This window comes from Amycolatopsis sp. CA-128772 (genome assembly GCF_002904295.1).
Taxonomy (GTDB): domain Bacteria; phylum Actinomycetota; class Actinomycetes; order Mycobacteriales; family Pseudonocardiaceae; genus Amycolatopsis.
Genome location: NZ_PPHG01000093.1, coordinates 26,500 through 32,667, shown reverse-complemented (window position 1 = coordinate 32,667; position 6,168 = coordinate 26,500). Strand labels below are relative to the sequence as shown.

Annotated in this window: 7 protein-coding genes; 4 read left to right on the top strand and 3 right to left on the bottom strand. The window is 72.4% G+C overall.

Features of this window, described 5'->3' with window-relative positions:
* Nucleotides 1-120: 120 nt before the first annotated feature.
* Both C2L59_RS42005 and C2L59_RS42000 read right to left on the bottom strand, forming a co-directional pair.
* Nucleotides 121-1,011, bottom strand: a complete 891-nt coding sequence (locus C2L59_RS42005; RefSeq protein WP_103355163.1) for a VOC family protein — start codon at nt 1,009-1,011, stop codon at nt 121-123.
* Complete coding sequence (locus C2L59_RS42000; protein WP_103355162.1) at nt 1,004-1,528, bottom strand: RNA polymerase sigma factor; 525 nt, start codon at nt 1,526-1,528, stop codon at nt 1,004-1,006. The genes C2L59_RS42005 and C2L59_RS42000 overlap by 8 nt, the downstream gene beginning before the upstream one ends.
* A 182-nt stretch (nt 1,529-1,710) precedes the next feature.
* On the opposite strand from C2L59_RS42000, the gene C2L59_RS48370 reads away from it, so the two are divergent.
* Nucleotides 1,711-1,884 carry a DUF397 domain-containing protein gene (locus C2L59_RS48370; protein ID WP_370444828.1) on the top strand — a complete coding sequence of 58 codons (174 nt, stop codon included), beginning with the start codon at nt 1,711-1,713 and terminating at the stop codon, nt 1,882-1,884.
* On the opposite strand, the gene C2L59_RS41990 is transcribed toward C2L59_RS48370, so the two are convergent.
* Entirely contained in the window at nt 1,850-3,274 is a 1,425-nt protein-coding gene (locus C2L59_RS41990; RefSeq protein ID WP_103355161.1) for an MFS transporter, read from the bottom strand. The two genes, C2L59_RS48370 and C2L59_RS41990, sit on opposite strands and share 35 nt — an antisense overlap.
* Nucleotides 3,275-3,376: 102 nt before the next feature.
* On the opposite strand from C2L59_RS41990, the gene C2L59_RS41985 reads away from it, so the two are divergent.
* The 3 genes from C2L59_RS41985 to C2L59_RS41975 all read left to right on the top strand — a co-directional run bounded on the left by C2L59_RS41985 (nt 3,377) and on the right by C2L59_RS41975 (nt 6,049).
* The gene (locus C2L59_RS41985) at nt 3,377-4,210 is read left to right on the top strand and encodes a helix-turn-helix transcriptional regulator (protein WP_103355160.1); all 834 of its coding nucleotides are present in this window, start codon (nt 3,377-3,379) and stop codon (nt 4,208-4,210) included.
* A 67-nt stretch (nt 4,211-4,277) separates the two neighbouring features.
* Complete coding sequence (locus C2L59_RS41980; protein WP_199199639.1) at nt 4,278-5,384, top strand: sensor histidine kinase; 1,107 nt, start codon at nt 4,278-4,280, stop codon at nt 5,382-5,384.
* On the top strand, nt 5,381-6,049 hold the full coding sequence (locus tag C2L59_RS41975; protein WP_103355158.1) for a response regulator transcription factor: 669 nt from the start codon (nt 5,381-5,383) through the stop codon (nt 6,047-6,049). The genes C2L59_RS41980 and C2L59_RS41975 overlap by 4 nt, the downstream gene beginning before the upstream one ends.
* The last annotated feature ends 119 nt before the right edge of the window (nt 6,050-6,168 follow it).

Here is a 6,168-nt window from a genome sequence, read left to right as displayed (position 1 = left end):
CGCCACCCCGAACCCGCTCCCACCGCCTCTGCGGCTTGACAACCACATAGGGACACCCCCCGGAGAGGGTGGGGGCTTGAGAGGTGAGCCAGACAGGGCCGCAGGCAGGTTGGCGGAAGGTCACTTCGCGGCGGGCTTCTCCCACAGCCAGAACTCGATGCCCTGGTTGTCCGTGCAGTCGGCGGTGTTCCCGTACGGGTGGTTCTCGACCTCCCCGGCCCGGCCTCCCTGCTCCCGCACCCGCACCAGCGCCGCCTCGAGGTTGTCGACCGCGTACATCAGCTTCCAGCCCACCTGGCGGTCGCCGGCCCACAAGCCGCCCTCGAGGCCCGGGCCCGCGAACTGCCAGGCGTCCGCCGTCGAGCCCGGGGAGAACTGCCAGCCCAGCACCGCGCCGTAGAACGTCTTCGCCGGCTCGGACTGCGGGACCTGGAACGTGAAGTACATGGCTTCCCCGTGCCGGGCGGGCTTCGGGCCCGCGGCCGGGGAGGGGGCCTGCGCGAGCAGCCAGCGCTGGCCGAACGGGTCCTTGATCGTGCCGGCGAGGCCGTAGCCGCGGTCTTCGACCGGCCGCAGCAGGGCCGCGCCGAGTTCGACCGCGCGCTGGGCCAGTGCCCGTGGGTCGGGCACCTCGATCCGCACCAGCGGGCCGCCTTCGGGGGCCACGACGTGCCCGAGTTCGGGGTACTCCTCGGCCAGCATCAGCACGCTGTCGCCGACGGCCAGCTCGGCGTGGCCGATCCGGCCGTCGTCCATGACGATCGGGTCGCCGCGGCGGACCGCGCCGAACACCTCGACGTAGAAGTCGAGGGCCGCGCGGCCGTCCGTCACCACGAGGTACGGCGTCAGGGACCGCAGGGATGCGGTGACCGCGGGCGCCTCGGAAGTGGTCGTCACATCGGCTCCGTTCAAGATCAGGCGACGCAGGTCGTCGCGTAGTTCGGCGGCGAAGTCCGGGTCGGGGGCGACCCGCTGCGAGGGCCGGCGAAGCGCGTCGAAAGGCTCAGGCATCGCGACCCTCCTTCTCCTCGTAGGCGCGCCGGAACGCGGCGCGGGCCCGGACGAGCAACGCCTCGGTGGCGTGCACGCTGCGCCCCAGGTGGCCGGCGACCTCGGGAACGCCGAGCCCGTCGACGTACCGCAGGGTCAGCGCGGCCCGGTGGTGCGGCCCGAGCGATTCGAGCACCTGTCTCGCGCGCAGGGCGTCGAGCCGCTCGTCCCACGGGTCCTCGACGTCCGGTTCGCTGTCGTGCACGAGCCGCAGGCCGCGTTCCTCGCGTTCTCTGCGCCGCCAGTGGTCGGCGAGCTTGTGCCGGGCGACGCCGATCAGCCACCCGGTGCTCACTGGAGGTGCGTACTCCTTGCGACAGGCGGCAACCGCCCCGAGGAACGTCTCGGACGTCAGCTCCTCGGCGACCGTGCGGTCGCCGCACCGGGACAGCAGGTACCCGTAGACCTCCGGCAGGGCCGTCTCGTACAGCCCGAGCAGCGCGAAGGCCGGGTCCGGTCGTACCCGAGGTTCCGTCACACCCTCATCGTCGCTCCGCGCGCCACTTTTCCGACGGGTGAACTTCGGGTTTTTCCGGCGGCCAGGGTCGCCGGGGAACGAGCCGCGCCTCCTGCCGGACGATCCGCTCCCGATCACGGCGGCGCTGGTCCTCCCGCTGGTCGGGATCGCCGTCGCGGGCCTACGAGCTGGAACTGCGCGCGGTGATCGACGAGTCGGTGATCCGGCGGGCGCCGTGCGATGCCGGGCAGCTGCGGACCGTCGCCACCCGCGACTCGAAAGCCCCGGCGGCCGGGGCACTCGAGGTGCCGCCGGCCGCCTGGTTCGCCTTCCTCTCCGCCGTCACACCCGGGGGTCCGGCAACCGCCGCCCGGTGATTGCGACGATCATCGCCAGTACCGCCACCACGCCGATCACCAGCGCGAACGCCTCCCGCGGACCCACCGAACCCGAAAGCGCCGCGTAAAGACTCCCCAACGTCGCCACGCCCAGGGCCAGCGACGTCTGCTGATTGGTCGTCATCACCCCTGACCCCACTCCGGCCAGGTCCGTCGGCACGTGGGACAGCACGATCCGGAACAACGTCGTCATCGCGAGCGCGTTCCCCACGCCGATCGCCACCATCGACGGGGCCAGCTCGAGAATCGTCACGTGCGGCCACGTCGACAGCGTCGTGCACAGCAGCGCCACCATGCCCACCGCCGTGATCGCGCCGCCCACCGGGACCACCTTCTGGCCGTACCTCGCCACCAGGCGGCTGCTCAGCATCGACACCGTGAAGTACGCAACCGCCAGCGGGGTCAGCGCGCCGCCCGCGCCCAGCGGGCCGAAGTGCAGGCCCTCCTGCAGGGTCATCGCGAACACGAACATGAACGAACCGAAGGCCGCGAAGAACGGGACGCCCACCAGCAGCCCGCGTCGCACACTCGGCAGGCGCATCACCGACGGTGGCAGCAGCGGCGTTCCGCCGAGCCGCTCCAAACGCCGCTCGACGTGCACGAAAGCGGCCGCGGAAAACGGCGACACGATCAGCAAGGCGATCGTCCACAGCGGCCAGCCCAGTGCCCGGCCCTCCATCAGGGGGACCAGCAACGACAGCAGCGTCGCCGCCAGCAACGCCGTTCCGAGGCGGTCGACGCCCAGGGGGTTGTGCGCGCGGCTCTCCGGCAGGCGGCGGGCCATGACCAGCACCACCAGGCCGATCGGGACGTTCACCAGGAAGATCGGCCGCCAGCCCGTGCCCCACAGGTCCGCCGCCACCAAGCCGCCGCCGAGGAGCTGGCCGACCACCGTCGAAATGCCGCCCGTCGCGCCGAACAGGCCCAGCGCGCGAGACCGCTTTTCGCCCGACGTCGCCGCCTGGATGATCGACAGCACCTGGGGCAGCAGCAGGGCCGACGCCGCCCCCTGCGCGGCGCGGGCCACCACCAGCGTGCCGGCCGTCGGAGCGATTCCGCAGGCCAGGGACGTCAACGTGAACAGCCAGAGGCCCGCGACGAACAGCCGCCGCCGTCCGAACGAGTCGCCGAGGCGGCCGCCGACCACCAGCAGGACCGCGTACGCGATGCCGTAGGCCGCGACCACCAGTTCCAGGGTGGCCGTGGACGCGTGGAGGTCGGCGTCGATCGTCGGGAGGGCGACGTTGACGATGAAGAAGTCGATGATCGGCAGTGCGGCCCCCAGCAGCACCGTGACCAGGCCGGCGGGGGTCAGGCCCGGCCGGAATTGGACACCGGCCGAGGTCGGTGCGGGAGAAGTCGTGGTCATGAGTACTACGATCGACCCGCCGGGAAACTGGTACCAGTTGTTGTTTATCCAGGTACCGGCCAATACCTGGTACCAGTTTGGCGAGCGTGCCATCCTGGCACCATGACCACCGCCGTCGAATCCGGCCTCCGCCGCCAGGAGCTGGCGAGGTTCCTGCGCAGCCGCCGCGAGCGGATCACGCCCGAGCAGGTCGGCCTGCCGATCGCCGGCCGCCGCCGGACGCCGGGGCTGCGCCGCGAAGAGGTCGCGCAGCTCGCCGGGGTCGGGGTCACCTGGTACACCTGGCTCGAGCAGGGCCGCGACATCAACGCGTCGGAGCAGGTGCTGCAGGCCATCGCCCGCACCCTGCGGCTCGACCCGCACGAGCACGTCCACCTCTTCCGGCTGGCCGGGGCGCCCGAGCCGGAGCGTGAGAAGGACTGCCAGGTCATCACGCCGGCGATGGAGCTCATGCTGAAGAAGCTGGAGCCGTACCCGGTGGCGATCCGCAACGCCCGCTGCGACCTGCTCGGCTACAACCGCGGCTACACCTGGCTGATGGGCGACGTCGGCGCGATCCCGTTCGCCGACCGGAACACCCTGGTCCAGTGCCTGCTCAACCCCGAGTGGCGCAAGCGCATGCTCGACTGGGAGACGAACATCCCGCGGGTCATCGCCTCCTTCCGCGCGGCGATGGCCGACCACGTCGCCGAGCCCGCGTGGAAGCAGCTCGTGAAGCGCCTCAAGGCGGAGTCGCCGCTGTTCGCCGAGCTGTGGCCGCACCACGACGTCAACTCCGAGCCGATCCGCACCAAGCGGTACCTGCACCCGGACGTCGGGCTGCTGCAGTTCAACTTCACCTACCTCTACTACGGCCGCCGGTCGGAGATCACCATGTCGACCTACACCCCGGCCGACGCGGAGACCGCGGCGAAGCTGCCGCTCGTGTTCGACTGACGACGTACGCCGCGAGCCCGCTCCGGAACGGACGCGCGTCCCGGTCGTGACCGGTAGTTTCCGCGGCATGGAATGGCAACCGTGGGTGGGGCGCGTGGTGCGCACCGTCGTCGTCACCGGGTTCGTGCTCGGGGCGACGAGCGGGGCCTCGCGGTGGCAGCCCGGCGCCGCGGCGATGTCGCCGCTCGCGGGCGTCTGGCTGGTCGCCACCGGGCTGACGCTGCTGACCGTCCACCGCTTCCCGCTCACGACCTTCCTGGTCGCGACGGCGTCCGCGTTCGGCTACTACGCCTCGGGGCTGCCCGGCGGCCCGATCATCGTCGTGCCGACGATCGCGTTGTTCCTGCTCACCCGGCAGCGCGGGCCGCTCACCGCCGGGAGCACCGGCGCCGCCGCGCTCGCCGTCCTCTACCTGGCCCACATCGTGACGTCGGGGTCGTTCGCGCTGGCGGTCGGCGCCGGGTTCCTCGTCGTCTGGCTGGTCGCGGTGATCGGCGTCGGCGCCGCCGTCCGGTACCAGCTGGACGCGCTCGCCGCCCGCCGCGGCCAGGCCGACGAGCACCGGCACCGGCTCGCCGAGCGGGAACGCCTGCGGATCGCCCGCGAGGTCCACGACGTCGTCGCGCACAGCCTCGCGATGATCAACGTCCAGGCCGGCGTGGCCGCGCACGTCGCCGACCGGCGGCCCGAACAGGCGAAGGAAGCGCTGCTCAACATCAAGGCGGCCAGCGCGTCCGCGCTCAACGACCTGCGCGCGACCCTGGCCGTGCTGCGGTCCGGGGAGGACAAGGCGCCCGCGCCGAGCCTCGCCCAGGCACGTGAGCTGCTGGACCACGCCCGGGACGCCGGGCTCACGGTCGACGTCCACGGCGACCCCGGCGCCCTCCCGGCCCCGGTCGACGCCGCCGCCTACCGGATCCTGCAGGAGTCGCTGACCAACGTCGTCCGGCACGCCGACCAGCCGGAAACCGTCGACGTCCGGTTCGAACGCCGGCCCGGCGCCTTCACGCTCCGGGTGCGCGACGACGGCCGCGGCACCGCACAGCCGACGCCGGGCCACGGCCTGCGCGGCATGGGCGAACGCGCCGCGGCCCTCGGCGGCCGGTACACCGCCGGACCGGTCGAGGGCGGTTTCGAGGTCCGCGTCGAGTTACCGATCGAGGGAGAAGCATGATCCGCGTCCTGCTGGCCGACGACCAGGTCCTGGTCCGCGCCGGGTTCCGCGTGCTGCTGGAGACCGAAGACGGCTTCGAGGTCGTCGGCGAAGCCGGCGACGGCGAGCAGGCGGTCGCCGGCGCGGTCGAGCACCGGCCGGACATCGTCGTGATGGACGTCCGGATGCCCGGTGTCGACGGCCTCGAAGCGACCCGGCGGATCACCGCCGACCCGGACCTCGCCGGGACGAAGGTGCTGGTCCTGACCACGTTCGACGTCGACGAGTACGTCTACGAGGCGCTGCGCGCGGGCGCCAGCGGGTTCCTGCTGAAGGACACCGAGCCGGTCGAGCTGCTGCGCGCGCTGCGGGTCGTCGCGAACGGCGAGGCGCTGCTCGCGCCCACGGTCACCCGCCGGCTGATCCAGGAGTTCGTCGGGCGCCCGGAGCACCGGCGAATCGACACGAGCGCCGTCCGCGAGATCACCGACCGCGAGCGTGAGGTGCTGGGCCTGGTGGCGGGTGGCCTGTCCAACGACGAAATCGCCGCCCACCTGGTGATCTCCACGGCGACCGCGCGCACGCACGTCAGCCGCATCATGACGAAGATCGGCGCCCGCGACCGCGCCCAGCTGGTGGTGCTGGCCTACGAGTCCGGGCTGGTCACACCGCGTCGCCCCGCCTGACCCGGCGCACCACGCGGACTGCGCGCACCAGGAACACCACGGCGAGGACACCGACCAGGCCGATCCAGATCACGGCGCCTCCTCTCCCGGCCGATGCTCTGCCCATAGGGCGTCCGGGA